Annotated in this window: 14 protein-coding genes; 6 read left to right on the top strand and 8 right to left on the bottom strand. The window is 70.4% G+C overall.

From position 1 onward, the window contains the following. The first annotated feature begins 4 nt into the window (after positions 1 to 4). Positions 5 to 1,177, top strand: a complete 1,173-nt coding sequence (locus TSO221_RS12690) for an FIST N-terminal domain-containing protein (RefSeq protein WP_109118862.1) — start codon at positions 5 to 7, stop codon at positions 1,175 to 1,177. 24 nt (positions 1,178 to 1,201) lie between these two features. Further along, positions 1,202 to 2,245, top strand: coding sequence for an aldo/keto reductase (locus tag TSO221_RS12685; protein WP_109118861.1), 1,044 nt, complete (start codon positions 1,202 to 1,204; stop codon positions 2,243 to 2,245). A 121-nt stretch (positions 2,246 to 2,366) separates the two neighbouring features. On the opposite strand, the gene TSO221_RS12680 is transcribed toward TSO221_RS12685, so the two are convergent. From TSO221_RS12680 to coaBC, 6 genes are all read right to left on the bottom strand, one after another. Then, positions 2,367 to 2,804, bottom strand: coding sequence for a DsrE family protein (locus TSO221_RS12680; RefSeq protein WP_109118860.1), 438 nt, complete (start codon positions 2,802 to 2,804; stop codon positions 2,367 to 2,369). Between the two features lie 7 nt (positions 2,805 to 2,811). Then, positions 2,812 to 3,594: a molybdopterin-synthase adenylyltransferase MoeB gene (moeB, locus tag TSO221_RS12675; RefSeq protein ID WP_109118859.1), complete on the bottom strand. Its 783-nt coding sequence runs from the start codon at positions 3,592 to 3,594 to the stop codon at positions 2,812 to 2,814. A 110-nt stretch (positions 3,595 to 3,704) separates the two neighbouring features. Further along, entirely contained in the window at positions 3,705 to 4,658 is a 954-nt protein-coding gene (gene cysK / locus TSO221_RS12670; RefSeq protein WP_109118858.1) for a cysteine synthase A, read from the bottom strand. 75 nt (positions 4,659 to 4,733) lie between these two features. Then, the gene (locus tag TSO221_RS12665) at positions 4,734 to 5,189 is read right to left on the bottom strand and encodes an Rrf2 family transcriptional regulator (RefSeq protein WP_109118885.1); all 456 of its coding nucleotides are present in this window, start codon (positions 5,187 to 5,189) and stop codon (positions 4,734 to 4,736) included. After that, positions 5,189 to 5,653: a dUTP diphosphatase gene (gene dut / locus TSO221_RS36390; protein ID WP_247878029.1), complete on the bottom strand. Its 465-nt coding sequence runs from the start codon at positions 5,651 to 5,653 to the stop codon at positions 5,189 to 5,191. Before dut ends, TSO221_RS12665 begins: the two co-directional genes overlap by 1 nt. Further along, positions 5,650 to 6,882, bottom strand: a complete 1,233-nt coding sequence (gene coaBC, locus TSO221_RS36385; protein WP_247878028.1) for a bifunctional phosphopantothenoylcysteine decarboxylase/phosphopantothenate--cysteine ligase CoaBC — start codon at positions 6,880 to 6,882, stop codon at positions 5,650 to 5,652. The genes dut and coaBC overlap by 4 nt, the downstream gene beginning before the upstream one ends. A 223-nt stretch (positions 6,883 to 7,105) precedes the next feature. On the opposite strand from coaBC, the gene TSO221_RS12655 reads away from it, so the two are divergent. Beyond that, on the top strand, positions 7,106 to 8,491 hold the full coding sequence (locus tag TSO221_RS12655) for a sigma-54 dependent transcriptional regulator (protein ID WP_109118857.1): 1,386 nt from the start codon (positions 7,106 to 7,108) through the stop codon (positions 8,489 to 8,491). A 194-nt stretch (positions 8,492 to 8,685) separates the two neighbouring features. Continuing rightward, positions 8,686 to 8,895, top strand: coding sequence for a cold-shock protein (locus TSO221_RS12650; RefSeq protein ID WP_109118856.1), 210 nt, complete (start codon positions 8,686 to 8,688; stop codon positions 8,893 to 8,895). 44 nt (positions 8,896 to 8,939) lie between these two features. On the opposite strand, the gene TSO221_RS12645 is transcribed toward TSO221_RS12650, so the two are convergent. Next, entirely contained in the window at positions 8,940 to 11,849 is a 2,910-nt protein-coding gene (locus TSO221_RS12645; RefSeq protein ID WP_109118855.1) for an ATP-binding protein, read from the bottom strand. 169 nt (positions 11,850 to 12,018) lie between these two features. On the opposite strand from TSO221_RS12645, the gene TSO221_RS12640 reads away from it, so the two are divergent. Together TSO221_RS12640 and TSO221_RS12635 are read left to right on the top strand one after the other, a co-directional pair. Next, positions 12,019 to 12,747, top strand: coding sequence for an SAM-dependent chlorinase/fluorinase (locus TSO221_RS12640; RefSeq protein ID WP_109118854.1), 729 nt, complete (start codon positions 12,019 to 12,021; stop codon positions 12,745 to 12,747). Between the two features lie 100 nt (positions 12,748 to 12,847). Beyond that, a complete protein-coding gene (locus tag TSO221_RS12635; RefSeq protein ID WP_109118853.1) occupies positions 12,848 to 14,449 on the top strand; it encodes an AMP-binding protein in 1,602 nt (533 codons plus the stop codon). A gap of 6 nt (positions 14,450 to 14,455) precedes the next feature. Here TSO221_RS12635 and TSO221_RS12630 read toward each other — a convergent pair whose 3' ends face one another. Continuing rightward, positions 14,456 to 14,833 carry a response regulator gene (locus TSO221_RS12630; RefSeq protein ID WP_247878027.1) on the bottom strand — a complete coding sequence of 126 codons (378 nt, stop codon included), beginning with the start codon at positions 14,831 to 14,833 and terminating at the stop codon, positions 14,456 to 14,458. Positions 14,834 to 14,904 lie beyond the last annotated feature (71 nt).

Genomic DNA, 14,904 nt, shown 5'->3' with positions numbered 1-14,904 from the left:
AGGCATGGGCACCACCACGGCAACGCGCTTCCACGCCGCCTCGGCCGTCGGGCCGGACTGGGGGCAGACGGTCAAGGCGTGCCTGGACAAGCTGGGCGACGTGCGCGGCTGCAACCTGGGCTTCCTGTACGTCACCGATTCGCTGGCCGAGCAGGCTTCCAGCATCCTCAATCTGCTGCGCGGGGTGACCGGGATCCGCGACTGGGTCGGCAGCGTCGGGATCGGCGTGCTGGGTGGCGGGGAGGAGCTGTTCGACCAGCCGGCCATCGCGGTGATGGCCGCCCGCCTGCCCGAGGAGTCCTTCCGCGTCTTCCCGGTGGTCAGCGGCGACCTGGAACCGATGCGCCGCGTCGCCGGCGGCTGGCTCGACCGCAACGGGGCGACGCTCGGCCTCGTGCACGCCGACCCGCGCAACGCAGACCTGCCCGATCTGGCGACGCGGCTGGGCGAGGCGACCGGAGCATTCCTGGTCGGCGGGCTGGCCTCGTCGCGCGGCGAGTACCCGCAGTTCAGCGTGCCGGCCTCGTCGGCGACCATGACGGCCCCTAAAATCAAGGAGGGCCCAGTTGGCGACGGCGGCGTGTCGGGCGTGCTGTTCGGCAACGGGCTGGAGGTGGCGACCGGGCTGACGCAGGGCTGCTCGCCCATCGGGCCGATGCGCACCATCTCCGCGGCCGAGGAAAACCTGATCATCGAGATCGACGGCCGCCCGGCGCTGGAGGTGTTCAAGGAGGACATCGGCGAGCTGCTGGCGCGGGACCTCAACCGCGTCGCCGGCTACATCTTCGCCGGGCTGCCCATCGCCGGGTCGGACACGGCGGACTATCTGGTGCGCGACATCATCGCCATCGACGCGCGCATGGGCTGGCTGGCGGTGGGCGAGCGGGTCGAGCCCGGCCGGCGCATCCTGTTCACCCGCCGCGACCGGCAGTCCGCCGTGCTCGACATGGAGCGCATGCTGGAGAAGCTGAAGAAGCGGCTGTCCGGCCCGCCGAAGGGCGGCGTCTATGTCAGCTGCGTCGCCCGCGGCCCCAACTTCTTCGGCGAGGGCAACCAGGAGGTCGCCATGATCCAGCGCGCGCTGGGGGAGTTCCCCCTGGCCGGTTTCTTCGCCAACGGCGAGATCTCCAACGCGCGGCTGTACGGCTACACCGGCGTCCTCACCCTCTTCCTCTGACGATATTCCAAGGGATTTTCACGCATGCAATACCGCCCGCTGGGCCGCACCGGCCTCCAGGTGAGCGTCATCGGCCTCGGCACCATGACCTGGGGCCGCCAGAACACCGAAGCCGAGGGACACGCCCAGATGGATCTGGCGCTCGACCACGGCATCACCTTCTGGGACACCGCCGAGATGTACGCGATCCCGCCGATCGCCGAATCCCACGGCACCACCGAGGAGATCATCGGCACCTGGTTCAAGAGCCGCGGCAAGCGCGACCAGGTGATCCTCGCCAGCAAGGCCATCGGCGCGGCGCATGGCGGCTTCCCGTGGGTGCGCGGCGGCACCGCGAAGCTCGACCGCGCCAACCTCGTGGCGGCGGTGGACGCCAGCCTGAAGCGGCTGCAGACCGACGTCATCGACCTCTACCAGCTGCACTGGCCCGACCGCGTCACCAACCGCTTCGGCGGCCGCAGCTACCAGCACAAGCCGGAGATGGACGGCACCCCGCTGGCCGAGACGCTGGCGGTGCTGGGCGATCTCATCCAGGCGGGCAAGATCCGCCACATCGGCCTGTCCAATGAGACGCCCTGGGGCGTGATGACCTGCCTGAAGCTGTCGGAAATGCACGGCCTGCCGCGCATCGCCAGCGTTCAGAACGCCTACAACCTGCTGAACCGCGCCTACGAGACCGCGCTGGCGGAGATCGGGCTGCGCGAGGACGTCGGGCTGCTCGCCTACGCGCCGCTGGGGGCGGGGACGTTGTCGGGCAAGTACCTGGACGGCAGGATCCCGCCAGGCACCCGGCGCGCCATCGACCACCGCAAGTCGCGCTACGACACGCCGAGCGCCGACGAGGCCACCCGGGCCTATCTGGACATCGCCAAGCGGCATGGCCTGTCGCCGACGCAGATGGCGATCGCCTTCGTGGCGCGGCAGCCGTTCGTGGCCTCGGCGCTGATCGGGGCGACGAACATCGCGGATCTGAAGTCCAACATAGAGGCACTGGACGTGACGCTCGGCGACGCGGTGCTGAAGGAGATCGACGCGGTGCACGCGCGGCTGCCGGACCCGTGTCCGTGATGCGTACCCAACCCTCCCCCAGCCCCGCTGGGGGAGGGTTGGGTGGGGGCCGCGGCTTTGCGGAAAACAACCAGCCCCCACCTAACCTCCCCCGCCGGAGGCGGGGGAGGGACCGGGAAGGTTACACGAACAGCATCGCCCCGCCGGCCGGCGACTCGTTGAGGAACGTTACCACGCCGCCCTTCTGCACCGGCACGTCGGGCCGCAGCCCGGCCCCCGGCGGCAGGCCCAGCGCCTTCAGGCCCATCTCGCAGGCCATGACGGTGACGCCCAGCGCCACGCAGGCATCCAGCAACTCTTCGAAGGTGGCCAGCCCGTTCTTGGCGAAATAGTGGTCGCGCTCGGTCGGGCGGCTGCCATCGTCGGCGGCGTCCAGGTCGTGCCAGCCGAGCACGCCTGGCTCCTGCTCGTGCACCAGGGCACGCAACGCCCGGCCGGTGAAGAACAGGGTCACCTTGCGGTTGGTCGCCGCTGCGGCGCTCGCCATGACGAGCGCGTAGTGCACGCGGTCGAAGCCGCCGGCTAACACCACGATGGACAGGCTGTCGGGTCCCTGCATGGCGCCCTCAGTGATGCGACAAATCGTGAAGCGTGCGGTCGGTGCCGCACAGCGGGCAGGCCGGGTCGGGCTTCACGGTGATCCGGTGGTAGCCGGCGTTGAGCGTGTCGAGCATCAGCAGGCTGCCCGACAGGCTCTCGCCGATGCCCAGCAGTTCCTTCAGCACCTCGGTCGCCTGCAAGGAACCGACGACGCCCGCCAACGCGCCCAGCACCCCGCCCTCGGAACAGGACGGCACCAGCCCGCGCGGCGGCGGTTCGCGGAAGATGCAGCGGTAGCAGGGGCCGCTCTCGTGCGCCTTGAAGGTCGAGACCTGCCCGTCGAAGCGCAGCATCGCCGCGGAGACCAGCGTTTTCCTCGCGAGGAAACAGGCGTCGTTCAGCAGGAAGCGCGTGCCGAAATTGTCCGACCCGTCGGCCACCACGTCGTAGCGCCCGATCAGGTCGAGCGCGTTGTCCTTGGTGATGCGGGCCTTGTGCGCCTCTACCTTGACGTCGGGGTTCAGCGCCTGGATGCGGGCGGCGGCGCTCTCAACCTTCGGCGTGCCGAGGGTGGATTCGTCGTGGATGATCTGGCGCTGCAGGTTGGAGAGGTCCACCACGTCGTCATCGACGACGCCGATGGTGCCCACCCCGGCGGCGGCGAGGTACAGCAGCAGCGGCGAGCCGAGCCCGCCGGCGCCCACCACCAGGACCTTGGAGTTCAGAAGCTTCTCCTGCCCAACCCCGCCGACGTCCGGCAGGATGATGTGGCGGGAATAGCGGTGCAGCTGCGTGTCGGTGAAGTCCATGGGCGCCAGTGTAGCGCAGGAGGTTCCCTTAAGCGAACACACCTGCCCCCACCCCTTACCCCTCCCCCGCTGCGCAGGGGGAGGGGTAAGGGGTGGGGGCAGGTGGGCGGTTACTCCAGCCCCTCGAACAGCGCCGTCGACAGGTACCGCTCGGCGAAGGACGGCAGGATCACGACAATCAGCTTGCCCTCGTTCTCCGGCTTGGCGCCGACCTCCAGCGCCGCGGCGAGCGCAGCGCCCGAAGAGATGCCGACCGGCAGACCCTCCAGCTTGGCCACCTTGCGCGCCGTCTCGAAGGCGCGCTGGTTGGAGATGCGCACCACCTCGTCGATCAGCTTGGTGTTCAGGATGTCGGGCACGAAGCCGGCGCCGATGCCCTGGATCTTGTGCGGGCCGGGCATGCCGCCGGACAGCACGGGGCTGTCCTCGGGCTCCACCGCCACGGCCTTGAAGCCGGGCTTGCGCGCCTTCAGCACCTCCGACACGCCGGTCAGCGTGCCGCCGGTGCCGACGCCGGAGATCAGGATGTCGGCCTTGCCGTCGGTGTCGCGCCAGATCTCCTCCGCCGTGGTGTTGCGGTGGATCTCCGGGTTGGCTGGGTTCTTGAACTGCTGGAGCATGTAGGTGTCGGGGCCCTGGGCGACCAACTCCTCGGCGCGGCGGATGGCGCCCTTCATGCCCTCCGGCGCTGGGGTCAGCACCAGCTCGGCGCCCAGCAGCTTCAGCATCTTGCGCCGCTCGATCGACATGCTCTCGGGCATGGTCAGGATCAGCTTGTAGCCCTTGGCGGCGGCGACGAAGGCCAGCGCGATGCCGGTGTTGCCCGAGGTCGGCTCGACCAGCGTGGTGCGGCCGGGGGCGATCTTGCCCTCGCGCTCCGCCGACTCGATCATCGCGAAGCCGATGCGGTCCTTGACGCTGGCGAGCGGGTTGAAGAACTCCAGCTTGCCGACGATGTCGGCCTTCACCCCGGCGTCCTGCGCCAAGCGCTTCACGCGCACGAGCGGCGTGGCACCGATGGTGTCGACGATGCTGTCGTAGATCCTGCCGCGGAACTCGGCCATGATTTCACCCCTCGAACGCGTAAATTGATGATATCTCACACTTGAAATGTGAGTTTAGGCGTCTCTTGACCAGAATCAAATGGTAAAGTCGATCCGGTCCTCGGTCTCGCTTTCGACGCCGGCGGCGCGGGCGCGCAGGCAGAGATCCTCGATGGTGATCCCTTCCAGCTTGGCGATGAACTCGTCCTGCAGTTCCGCCCACATCGGCCGCACCACCTTGTGGCCGAGAATCGAGCCCGCGGGATCCTCGATGGGGTCCGAGGCGGTCTCCATGGAGCGGACGACGCGGACGATCTCGCCCAGCGTGATGCGCCGCCGCTCGCGCGCCAGCCGGTAACCGCCGCGGGGGCCGCGCACGCCGGCCAGGATGCCGTCGCGCACCAGTTGCTGCAGCACCTGCTCCAGATAGCGCTTTGGGATGCCCTGGCGGCGGGTGATCTCGCCGGACTGCACCGGCTCGGTGCCGGCGTTGTAGGCGATGTCCAGCACCGCCTCGATGGCGAACATCAGCTTCTTGGAGATGCGCAGCATCACGACCTCTGATTGGTATGGCCGGTGGAGCCGAAGCCTCCCGCGCCGCGCGCCGTTTCCGGCAGGCGGTCGGTGGGCGCCCAGGCGAGCCGCTCATAGCGCGCCAGCACCAGCTGGGCGACGCGGTCGCCACGGTTGACGGTGAAGGGCTCGGCTCCGTGGTTCATGAGAATGACGCCAACCTCGCCGCGGTAGTCGGCGTCGATGGTGCCCGGCGTGTTCAGCACCGTCACCCCGTGCTTGAGCGCCAGGCCGGAGCGCGGCCGCACCTGCGCCTCGAACCCAGGCGGCAGGGCGATGGCCAGGCCGGTGGGGACCAGCGCCCGACCGCCCGGCGGCAGCACCACCGGCTCCGTCACCGCGGCCACGAGGTCGAGTCCCGCCGAGTCGGCGGTGGCGTAGGCCGGCAGCTCCAGGCCCTCCGCGTGGGCCAGGCGGAGAACGGGGACGGTCACGGGGGTCACGAAGCGGTTCCCTTCAAATGGTCGGCGATGGTGTGGGCGAGGCGGTCGGCGACGGCGTCCTTGTCCAAGGTCGGCCAGTCCTCGACCGCTCCGTCTGAGCGGATCAGGTGAACGGTGTTGGCGTCGCCGCCGAAGGTCTGGGTGCCCAGGGACACGTCGTTGGCGACGATCCAGTCGCAGCCCTTGCGGGCGCGCTTGGCCTCGGCGTAGGCGACCACGTTGCCGGTCTCCGCCGCGAAGCCGACCACCAGGGTGGGGCGCCGGGCGGATTTCGAAACGGTGGCGAGGATGTCCGGGTTCTCGCACAGCTCCAGCGTCGGCGGGCCGCCGCCGTCCTTCTTCAACTTGCGCTCCGCCGCATCCTTGACGCGCCAGTCGGCGACGGCGGCGGCGAACACCGCCACGTCCACCGGCAGCGCCGCCTCGCACGCGGCAAGCATGTCGCGGGCGCTCTCGATGTGCGTCACCGTGCAGCCGGGCGGGTCGGGCAGACGGGTCGGGCCGCTGACCAGCGTCACGTCGGCGCCCAGCCGGGCCAGCGCCGCGGCGATGGCGTGCCCCTGCTTGCCGGAAGAACGGTTGGCGATGTAGCGGACCGGGTCGATGGGCTCGTGCGTCGGGCCGCTGGTGACCAGCGCGCGCGTGCCGGCCAGCGGTTTCGGCGCCTCGCGGGCGGTGAAGTGGTCGGCGATCGCGTCGATGATCTCCATCGGCTCGGCCATGCGGCCGGGACCGTACTCGTTGCAGGCCATCTCGCCGTCGTTCGGGCCGACGCTGGTCACGCCGCGCGATGCCAAAAGCGCCATGTTGGCTTGCGTCGCCGGGTTCAGCCACATCCGCACGTTCATCGCCGGGGCGACCAGGATCGGCTTGTCGGTGGCGAGCAGCGCGGTGGTGGCGAGGTCGTCGGCCATGCCGGCGGCCATGCGCGCCAGGATGTTGGCGGTGGCCGGCGCCACCACCAGCAGGTCGGCGGCGCGCGAGAGCTGGATGTGCCCCATCTCCGACTCGTCGGTCAGCGACCACAGGTCCTGGTAGACGGTGTCGCCGGTCAGCGCCTGCACCGAGAGCGGCGTCACGAACTGCGCACCCGCCCTGGTCAGGATGGCGCGCACGGCGCAGCCGCGCTCGCGCAGGCGGCGGATCAGGTCCAGGCATTTGTACGCGGCGATGCCGCCCGCGATGATCAGCAGGACCCGCTTGCCGGACAGGATGGAGTGGTCGCTCAACGCCGCCTCGCGGAGTACGCGGTTGGAAGTGTAGAATCTAGATATTCCATCGCGGCTCCGCGGACAAGTCGGATGCGTATTCCACTCCCACTGTGCGGGCGTCACCCGTTGGTTGTGCCCATCCTGTGAAACCGATGCGGAGGGGCCGTGCCGAATCGCGGTTTGCGCCGGCCCCCCAAAACGTCGTAGCCTGTGGCGACACCAGTTTACCGAGCACAACCGCATGCTCTCCGCTCCCGCCACCGTCCTGCTGGTCGAAGACACGCCCTCGCTGGCGCGGGTTTACGCCGAGTATCTGAAGAAGGAGGCGTTCACCGTCGTCGCCGTGGAGACGGGGGCGGCGGCGCTGGACGCGGTGTCCGACGGGGCGCCGCGCATCGTGCTGCTCGACCTGCAATTGCCGGACATGCATGGCATGGAGGTGCTGCGCCGAATCGAGGCGCAGGGGCTGCCCTGCGCCGTGGTGGTGATCACCGCGCACGGCTCGGTCAACGTAGCGGTCGAGGCGATGCGGCACGGCGCCTATGATTTCCTGGTCAAGCCCTTCTCGGCTGAGCGGTTGATCGTCACCGTGCGCAACGCGGTGGAGCGGCTGCGGCTGGCGCAGCTGGTGGACACCTACCGGGAGGATCTGGCCCGCACCCGCTACCATGGCTTCATCGGCTCATCGCTGGCGATGCAGGCGGTGTACCGGATCATCGACAGCGCAGCCGCGTCCCGCGCCACCGTGTTCATCACCGGCGAGTCGGGTACCGGCAAGGAGGTCTGCGCCGAGGCGATCCACCGCCAGAGCCCGCGCGGCGACAAGCCCTTCGTCGCCATCAACTGCGGCGCCATCCCCAAGGACCTCATGGAGTCGGAGATCTTCGGCCACATGAAGGGCTCCTTCACCGGGGCGGTGGCCGACCGCGAGGGCGCGGCGGCGCGCGCCAACGGCGGCACGCTGTTCCTCGACGAGATCTGCGAGCTGGAACCGAACCTGCAGACCAAGCTGCTGCGCTTCATCCAGACCGGCACCTTCATGCCGGTCGGCGGCAACAAGCTGGAGAAGGTCGACCTGCGCATCGTCTGCGCCACCAACCGCGACCCGTTGAGGGAGGTGGAGGAGGGCCGCTTCCGCGAGGACCTCTACTACCGCCTGCACGTCATCCCCATCCATCTGCCGGCGCTCCGTGAACGCGAGGACGACGTCATCGAGGTGGCGCGCCACATCCTCGTCGAGTACGCCCGCGAAGAGGGGAAGGGCTTCCAGCGCTTCGCGCCGGAGGCGGAGCAGGTGCTGCGCCTCTACCACTGGCCGGGCAACGTGCGGCAGCTGCAGAACGTGGTGCGCAACATCGTCGTGCTGCACGACGGCGATACCGTGCTGCCCGGCACGCTGCCGCCGCCGCTGGCGCCGCAGGCGGCATCTCCGCCGCCGCTCGCCGCCGTTACGCCCGCCGCCGGTCCGAAGACGATCCGGCCGCTGTGGCAGATCGAGAAGGACGCCATCGAAGACGCCATCACCGCTTGCGACGGCAACATCCCGCGCGCCGCGGCGCTGCTGGACATCAGCGCGTCCACCATCTACCGCAAGCGTCTTGCCTGGCAAGCGGAGGGCAAGATCTAGGGTTATACGCCCTTTGCTCAAGTTCCCTTTCCGAATCGCACTGGACGATCGAAAGTTTCGACTGGAAAGGATTTGGAATAAACGGCGTATTCCATTGTGGAAGGGCGTGTCGATCGGCATATCTCCTCGACGGGTCTTGTCGATGGCCAAGTGCAGAGGCTAGCCTCGGCGCTCATCGTCTTCGGAGCACGCCCATGGCCACCGGCACCGTCAAATGGTTCAACACCACCAAGGGATATGGATTCATCGCGCCGGAGGCCGGCGCCAAGGACGTGTTCGTCCATATCACCGCGGTGCAACGCTCGGGCCTGCACGGCCTCGCCGAAGGCCAGCGCGTCCAGTTCGAGGTCGCCCGCGGCGCCAACGGCAAGGACGCGGCGGTGAACATCGCGGTGGTGAGCTGAGCGACGGCATCAAGCCCCTCACCGCAAGGGAGAGGGGCCTTTGATTATCCCACCACCCCCCGCACCCGGTACGCCTCCGCCGCCTCGCGGGTGAGACGGGGGATCTGGCGGCGCAGGGTGCGGATCTCCGCCGTGGCGTGGCCGCGGCAGGCCATCTCCAGCTCGCGCGCGGCGGCCGACAGGCGCTGGGCGCCGAAGGTGGCGGCGGTGCTCTTCAGCGTATGGGCCTCCTGCGCCAGGGCCGTGGCGTCGGCCTCCGCCCCGGCGATGCGTTCGACGCGCTCGCGCGTTTCCTCCAGGAACTGGCGGATGACGTCAGCCAGCAGCTCGGGATCGAGGTCGCGGGCGAGCTGCGCCAGCACCTCGTCGTCCAGCGTATCGGGCGCCGGTCCGTCCTCCGCGTCGGCGGAGGGCGCCACCGGTTCGGGGGGCAGCCAGCGCTCGACCACCTCGAGCAGGCGGGCGCGGTCCACCGGCTTGCCGACGTGGTCGTTCATGCCGGCGGCGAGGCAGCGCTCGCGGTCGCCCTCCATGGTGTCGGCGGTCATGGCGATGATCGGCCGCGCGCCGGCCGGTGGTGGCAGCGCGCGGATTGTCCGGGTGGCGCTCAGCCCGTCCATCTCCGGCATGGCGATGTCCATCAGCACCAGATCGTAGGGCACGGTGCGCACCGCCTCCACCCCTTCCAGCCCGTTGGCGGCGACGTCGATGCGGTAGCCGGCGGCCTTCAGGAAGGCGGTGGCGACCATCTGGTTGGTCGGGCTGTCCTCCACCAGCAGCAGGCGGCGGCCGTTGGGGCGCGGCGCCGGGCGCGCGGCGGGCAGGGCCGGTTCGGGGGGCGCGGCGTTGCCGTCCAGCGCAGCGAGCAGGCGGGCCTGCCGCGGCGGCTTGACCAGCGTGGCGTCGATCCCCGGCGGGGCGCGGTGGGGCGCCGGCCCGACCTCGGCGAGCAGCACGACGCGCTTGGCGCCAGCCTCGCGCAGGGCGTCGGCCAGGGCCGCGGCGCCGTTGGCGACGGTATCGAGGAGTGCGACGTCGACCGGGCCGGCGCGCAGGGCGGCGGCGGCGTCCGGCGCCTCTGCCACCTCCGCACCCCAGGAGGCGATCTGCAGGCGCAGCGTCGCGCGGTTGAGCGGGCAGGGGGCCACCAGCAGCACCCGCCGGCCGGCCAGCGGTGGTGCGGCGGGGAGGGCGCCGCCGGGCTGCGGTTCCAGCGGCACGGTGAACCAGAAGCGGCTGCCGTGGCCGGGCGCGCTGTCGAAGCCGATGCTGCCGCCCATCAGGTCGACCAGCCGACGCGAGATGGCGAGGCCCAGACCGGTGCCGCCGTAGCGCCGCGACAGGATCGGGGCGGCCTGGGTGAACTCCTCGAACAGGTGGGGGTGCGCGTCGGGCGGGATGCCGACGCCGGTGTCGGTCACCTCGAAGCGCACGCGCTCGCGGCCCTGGCCGTCGAGGCCCTCGGAGGCGACGGTAACGGCGACGCCGCCGTCCTCGGTGAACTTCACGGCGTTGCCGGCGAGGTTCAGCAGCACCTGCCGCAGCCGGCCGGCATCGCCGCGCAGCGCCGCGGGCAACGTCGCCGGCACCGCTGCGGCGAGGCCGATGCCCTTGGCGGCGGCGCGCGGCGACAGCAGCTCCATGGTGCCCTCCACCAGCTCGACGAGGTCGAAGCCGGCGGGCTCCAGCTCCAGCTTGCCGGCCTCCATCTTCGACAGGTCGAGGATGTCGTTGAGGATCGCCAGCAGCGCCTCGCCCGACTCGCGGGCGGTCGCCGCGTAGGTGCGCTGCTGCTCGCTGAGGTGGCCGTCCAGCAGCACGCCGATCATGCCCAGCACGCCGTTCAGCGGCGTGCGGATCTCGTGGCTGATCATGCGCAGGAAGTCGGACTTGGCCTGGCTGGCCTGCTCCGCCTGCTCCTTGGCGCGGCGCAGCTGCGCCTCGGCGTCGCGGTAGGCGGTGATGTCGTGCACCGAGACGATGGCCACCGTGCGTCCGCGGTAGGGAACATAGCGCGTCTCGCCGCCGACGACGTAGCGCGAGCCGTCGGCGCGCAGGCCGGTGATCTCAAAGCGGGTCTGGCTGCGGTCGGCCATCCGCTTCAGGCCCTTGCCATGGTCCTCGGGGGCCACCAGGGTGATGATCGGGCGGCCGATCAGCTCCTCCGCGCTGTAGCCGGTCATGGCCAGCGCGGCGCGGTTGATGTCGACGATGGTGCCGTCCTCGTGAACGATGATGCAATCCGTGGCGGCGTCCGAAAGCTGGCGGAAGCGCTCCTCGCTCTCGCGCAGCGCCGCTTCGACCTGGCGGGGGGCGGTGATGTCCGTGTAGGTCATCAGCAGCGCGCCATCGTCCAGATGGCTGATCAGGATCTCCAGCACCATGCCGTTCGGGCGCGTGCGCTCGAACCGGCCGTCGAGCGCGACGAGGGCGTGGCGTTGCGCCACCAGATCGTCCAGATCGCCGGCGCCGAACTCGCCCTCCAGCGCCATCCGCCGCAGGAACTCGTCGGCGTGCAGACCGGTCGTCAGGAAGTCCGGCGGCAGGTCGAGCAGCGCCTCGTACCGGCGATTCCAGGTCAGCAGGCGGCCGTCGGCGCTCCACACCACGATGCCCTGGGTCATGGCGGCGAAGGTCGCCTCCAGCAGGGTGGATTTCTGCGCCATCGCCTCAGCCGTCTCGGTCAGGCGGTGGTGGGCGGCGGTGGCGCGCTCCTCCGCCTCCTGTGCGGCGGCGCGGGCGCGCCCGGCGGCGCCGGTTTCCCGGAGGGCGAGCGTGGTCAGCAGCAGCGCCGCGGCAAGCGGCCCCGTCATCTCCAGCAGCGCCGTCCAGGGCGCACTCAAGGCTCCATGGATCGGATAGCCGAAGAAATGCAGCAGATCGTGCACCAGATCGGCCATCAGCAGGACCAGCGCGACGGCGATCAGCAGGCCTCGACGGGCGGCAGGGGACATGGGGATCTCCGGAGAAGGCCGGGTCGATTCTAGAGCCCGTCAACGTCCAAGGGAATTGCCGGATTGCACCACCGCCGCCGCGAGCCGTCGCTGCCCCGGCACACGGCCGAGGATGCCGCGGCACGGCTCCGACTTACAGGCCGGCGGCCCCTGAGCTATATTGCCGACCATGATCGTGCTGTTCACCGATTTCGGGCTCTCCGGGCCGTACACCGGGCAGGTCAAGGCGGCGCTCCTGCGCGAGGCGCCGGGTGTGCCGGTGATCGACCTGTTCGCCGACGCCCCGGCCTTCGACCCGCAGCTCTCGGCCTACCTGCTGGCCGCCTACGCGCCGGAGTTCCCGGCCGGCACGGTGTTCGTCTGCGTCGTCGATCCCGGCGTCGGCACCGGGCGCAAGCCGCTGTGGGTGCAGGCCGACGGCCGCACCTTCTTCGGCCCGGACAACGGCCTGTTCGAGCTGGTGCGCCGACGCGCGGTGGACTTCAAGGCCGCCGCCGTCGACTGGCGCCCGCCGCGGTTGTCGAACACCTTCCACGGCCGCGACCTGTTCGCCCCCGTTGCGGCGCGGGCGGCGCTGGGCCGCGCGCCGCTGGCGACGCCGCTGAGCCAGGACGAGATCGCCCGGCCGGACTGGCCGGATGATCTGGCGCGGATCGTCTACGTGGACGTCTACGGCAACGCCATGACCGGGCTGCGCGCCGGCGGCGTGCCGGAGTCGGCGCTGCTGATCGCCAACGGCTACGAACTGCGCCACGCCCACACCTTCGGTGCCGCCGCGGAAGGCGAGGCGTTCTGGTACGCAAACTCCAACGGTCTGGTGGAGATCGCCGTCAACCGTGGCCGCGCGGACCGCGACCTGGAACTGGAGCTGGGGATGACGGTCGAGGTGGAAGCCTGAGCAGCCCCCTGAGCGGCACCCTATGACTTGCCCCGGCCCCGACCGCCCCGCTACCCTTCCATTTCAATGAGATAAGAACCGGGGTCAGGGAGGGCGTCGCATGTATCCCCATCTGCGCGACGAGGCGCGCTGGGTCGTGCCGGAGGTGCTGGCGTATCAGGCTGCGGCGCGCGGCGATCGGCCATTTGTCACCATGGTGGACGGGCCGGCGCTGACCTACACCCAGGCGCAGGACGAGGCGGCGCGGGTCGCCGGGTTCCTCTCCTCGCTCGGCGTCAAGCCGGGCGACATGGTGGCGGTGATGCTGCCCAATGGGCTCGACTTCGTGCGGGTGTGGCTGGGGTTGGCGCGGCTGGGCGCGGTGCTGGTGGCGCTCAACACCGACCTCAAGGGATCCTTCCTGGAGCACCAGCTGGAGAACGCGGGAGCGAGACTCGCCATCGCCGACCAGACGCTGCTCGACCGCTTCGCCGAGCTGGGGCCGCGGCTCACCGCGCTGAAGACGGTGCTGAGCGTCGGCACCGCCGTGGCACCCACCGGCTTCCCGTTCGCACTGGTGGCGCTGGAGGGCTGGCGTGGCGCCGGGCCCTACGAGGGGCCGATGCCGCGGGCGGGCGACACGCACTGCGTGATGTACACCTCCGGCACCACCGGGCCGTCCAAGGGCGTGCTGATGCCGCACGGGCACGCCTTCCTGTTCGGGCTGGGCTCCATCGACAACTACGCGATGACCGAGGCGGACCGTTTCTACGTCTGCCTGCCGTTGTTCCACGCCAACGGGCTGTTCATGCAGCTGTTCGCCACCATGATCGCCGGCTGCGACGCGGTGCTGCGCGAGCGGTTCAGCGCCTCGGCCTGGATCTCCGACGTCCGCCGTTATGGCTGCACGGTGACCAACAGCCTGGGCGCGGTCACCGCCTTCGTGGTGGCGCAGCCGCCGCGCCCTTACGACCGAGAGCACCGGCTGCGCCTGGTCGGCGCCGCGCCGAACCCGGCCGCGACCGAGGCGGTGCTGCGCGAGCGATTCGGCATCCGCGACGTCATCGGCCTGTACGGCATGACGGAGGTGAACATCCCGTTGTACTGCGAGATGGGCAACCCGCGCCCCGGCACCTGCGGCCGGCTCTACGGCCGCTATTTCGAGGTGGAGATCCGCGACCCGGTCACCGACGTCCCGGTGCCGCCGGGCCACGTCGGCGAGGTGATGGTGCGCCCCAAGGCGGCGTTCGGCTTCATGACCGGCTACCACCGCATGCCCGACAAGACGGTCGAGGCGTGGCGGAACCTGTGGTTCCACACCGGCGACGCCGCGGTGATGGGGGAGGACGGCTACCTCACCTTCGTCGACCGCATCAAGGACTGCATCCGCCGGCGCGGCGAGAACGTCTCCTCCTACGAGGTCGAGACGGCGGTATCCCGGCTGGAGGGGGTGGAGGAGGTGGCGGCCTACGGCGTGCCCTCGGAAGGGGCGGGCATGGAGGAGGACATCATGCTGGCCGTGGTGCCGTCCCCGGGGGCGGCGCTGACCCCGGAGGCCGTCGTCCGCCACGCCGCGCGCGAGCTGCCGCGCTATGCCCAGCCGCGCTACGTGCAGATCGTCGAGGCGTTGCCGAAGACGCCGACCGCCAAGGTGCAGAAGGCCAAGCTGCGCGAGCGCGGCGTCGGAACCGGCGTGTGGGACCGGGTGCGCGACGGGGGGTAGGTGCCCTTACGCCGCTTCGAGCAGGCAGCGGTCGAGCCCGCGGGCGTCGGCCGGCAGGCTCAGCACGGTGAAGGCGTCGTCGTCGGTCCGGACATCGGCCGGGCCGGCGGTCATGATGATGCGGGTGCGCGGGTACAGCATGCGGGCCAGCGCCGCGGCACGCTCCCCGTCGTCGGACTCCGCGTGGCGGCGCAGCAGGGCGATGCCGGGCTCGCGCTCGCCGATGATCGACAGCGCCTCGTAGCCGTCGCTGGCCTGCGCCACGGTGAAGCCCAGCGCTTCCAACTGGCGGGTGACGGCGGCGCGCTGCTCCAGATCGTCGTCGGCGACCACGGCCAGCCGCGCTGGAGAAGCCTTCCCGATCTGCACGTCGATGCTGAACACGGCCAAGCCTCCGCCTCACGTCATATGGCCAGGACGGCGATACCTGACCAAGGTAATACATTATTGGCGGA

This window comes from Azospirillum sp. TSO22-1 (genome assembly GCF_003116015.1).
Taxonomy (GTDB): domain Bacteria; phylum Pseudomonadota; class Alphaproteobacteria; order Azospirillales; family Azospirillaceae; genus Azospirillum.
This window is presented reverse-complemented; position numbering and strand designations above follow the sequence as displayed.

Excerpts from the sequence above, each read along its gene's own strand:
- TSO221_RS12690 (WP_109118862.1), top strand. The coding sequence starts at position 5 with ATGGGCACCACCACGGCAACGCGCTTCCACGCCGCCTCGGCCGTCGGG.
- TSO221_RS12685 (WP_109118861.1), top strand. The coding sequence starts at position 1,202 with ATGCAATACCGCCCGCTGGGCCGCACCGGCCTCCAGGTGAGCGTCATC.
- TSO221_RS12680 (WP_109118860.1), bottom strand. The coding sequence starts at position 2,804 with ATGCAGGGACCCGACAGCCTGTCCATCGTGGTGTTAGCCGGCGGCTTC.
- moeB (WP_109118859.1), bottom strand. The coding sequence starts at position 3,594 with ATGGACTTCACCGACACGCAGCTGCACCGCTATTCCCGCCACATCATC.
- cysK (WP_109118858.1), bottom strand. The coding sequence starts at position 4,658 with ATGGCCGAGTTCCGCGGCAGGATCTACGACAGCATCGTCGACACCATC.
- TSO221_RS12665 (WP_109118885.1), bottom strand. The coding sequence starts at position 5,189 with ATGCTGCGCATCTCCAAGAAGCTGATGTTCGCCATCGAGGCGGTGCTG.
- TSO221_RS12655 (WP_109118857.1), top strand. The coding sequence starts at position 7,106 with ATGCTCTCCGCTCCCGCCACCGTCCTGCTGGTCGAAGACACGCCCTCG.
- TSO221_RS12650 (WP_109118856.1), top strand. The coding sequence starts at position 8,686 with ATGGCCACCGGCACCGTCAAATGGTTCAACACCACCAAGGGATATGGA.
- TSO221_RS12645 (WP_109118855.1), bottom strand. The coding sequence starts at position 11,849 with ATGTCCCCTGCCGCCCGTCGAGGCCTGCTGATCGCCGTCGCGCTGGTC.
- TSO221_RS12640 (WP_109118854.1), top strand. The coding sequence starts at position 12,019 with ATGATCGTGCTGTTCACCGATTTCGGGCTCTCCGGGCCGTACACCGGG.
- TSO221_RS12635 (WP_109118853.1), top strand. The coding sequence starts at position 12,848 with ATGTATCCCCATCTGCGCGACGAGGCGCGCTGGGTCGTGCCGGAGGTG.